The following is a 1,191-nucleotide window of genomic DNA, read 5'->3' as shown; positions in this document are numbered from 1 at the left end:
CAAGGGTGGGCAAGGTCGTCTCGTCGGCGAAGACCCTTTCGCCCTCCTTCACACGCTCCAGGATATAATCGGCGAGCATCTGCAATTCAAAGCCCAGATGTCCCTCGTGGCAAAGTTGATGTCTTCGATGCAGGCTTCGGGAAAGCGCAACTTTGCGGCGGCGAGCTTGTTCCTGACGCGCTTGTCGGCCCGCATGCCCACCTCGCGATCGAGCATCAGGCCGAGCCACTCGTCGCGGCTGAGTTCGCCGGCGCTGTCCTGCTCGACAAGCTCCCGCCAGGCGGCCGCCATGCCGGTGAGCCCGAGGGTCTGCATCTGGTCAAGTGTTGGGTTTGTCAGCATTCCTTCTTCCTTTCCTTCACTGGTAATAGGTGTTGCCGCGGATGTTGGCGTCGCAGGCGTCGGCGCAGTTTGCTCGGCCTGGGATCTTGCCCGGTCGAGGCCGGATTTGAGGAATGGCGTTGACGGAGGAGTAGGCGATCACGTTGATGAGGAGCGCCCGCTCGCAGGCTGCCTCGAGGCGCTCCGGCCCATAATTGTCGCTGCCTGATCCATTTGTGGTCCAGGTGCCAGGGTTCTTCGATTACCTCCGCGATGAGCGAGGGTTGCGCCAAAGCTCTATTGCGCATTACCGGCATTTTCTGCGCGGTTTCGAGCGGCATCTCGGCGATATCGGATGCGATCCGAAGTAGCTTACACTACCGGTGGTGACGGCCTTTATCACGACGCAGGCCCCAGCATTTCGGCCGGTCGTCGATGATCAGTGTGGCCAGCACTCTGCGCGTCTTCCTGCGATACCTGCATCGGGAACACGTCCTTCAACATGACATCAGCAAACTTGTCGAGATACCTCAACGTTATCGGCTGGCCGATATCCCAAGATCGATTAGGTAACCGGGGCAGATTTCCGGGCGATCAGGCTGGAGCGGCTTGGCTGACGAGATCGGGAAGCGGCAGAACGGCGGTTTGTGTGGGGATACCAAGGCGGTGGCCGAGGTAGGCGAAGAAGGAGACGCCGAGCTTGGTGCAGGTCTTCATCAGGCCGAGCAGGACATCGCGGGCATCTCTGCCTGCGTCACTGACGGTTCCGCCGGAGATCTTGCGTTTGATAACGACGGCGCGAATGTCGTTTTCCGAACCGTTGGTGTGGAGTGGGATCTCGGGGCGATCGAGAACGCGCAGGAGTTCATG

Annotated in this window: 2 protein-coding genes and 2 pseudogenes; 1 reads left to right on the top strand and 3 read right to left on the bottom strand. The window is 60.2% G+C overall.

Annotation, left to right across the window (positions count from 1 at the left end; translation table 11 throughout):
• Positions 1-162: 162 nt before the first annotated feature.
• Positions 163-291: pseudogene (locus tag ACFFNA_RS35935) on the bottom strand (AAA family ATPase); the annotation flags it as partial.
• Between the two features lie 67 nt (positions 292-358).
• Positions 359-535: pseudogene (locus ACFFNA_RS35930) on the bottom strand (IS21 family transposase); the annotation flags it as partial.
• Between the two features lie 22 nt (positions 536-557).
• On the opposite strand from ACFFNA_RS35930, the gene ACFFNA_RS35925 reads away from it, so the two are divergent.
• Entirely contained in the window at positions 558-692 is a 135-nt protein-coding gene (locus ACFFNA_RS35925; RefSeq protein ID WP_378924705.1) for a site-specific integrase, read from the top strand.
• 223 nt (positions 693-915) lie between these two features.
• Here the strand turns inward: ACFFNA_RS35925 and ACFFNA_RS35920 are convergent.
• Positions 916-1,191: IS66 family transposase (locus tag ACFFNA_RS35920; RefSeq protein WP_446685990.1), on the bottom strand; the 276-nt coding region annotated here is incomplete at its 5' end.

Source organism: Mesorhizobium kowhaii, from assembly GCF_042431665.1.
Classification (GTDB): Bacteria; Pseudomonadota; Alphaproteobacteria; order Rhizobiales; family Rhizobiaceae; genus Mesorhizobium; species Mesorhizobium kowhaii.
The sequence above is the reverse complement of the archived record's forward strand: the minus strand, read 5'-3'. Positions and strand labels throughout refer to the sequence as shown.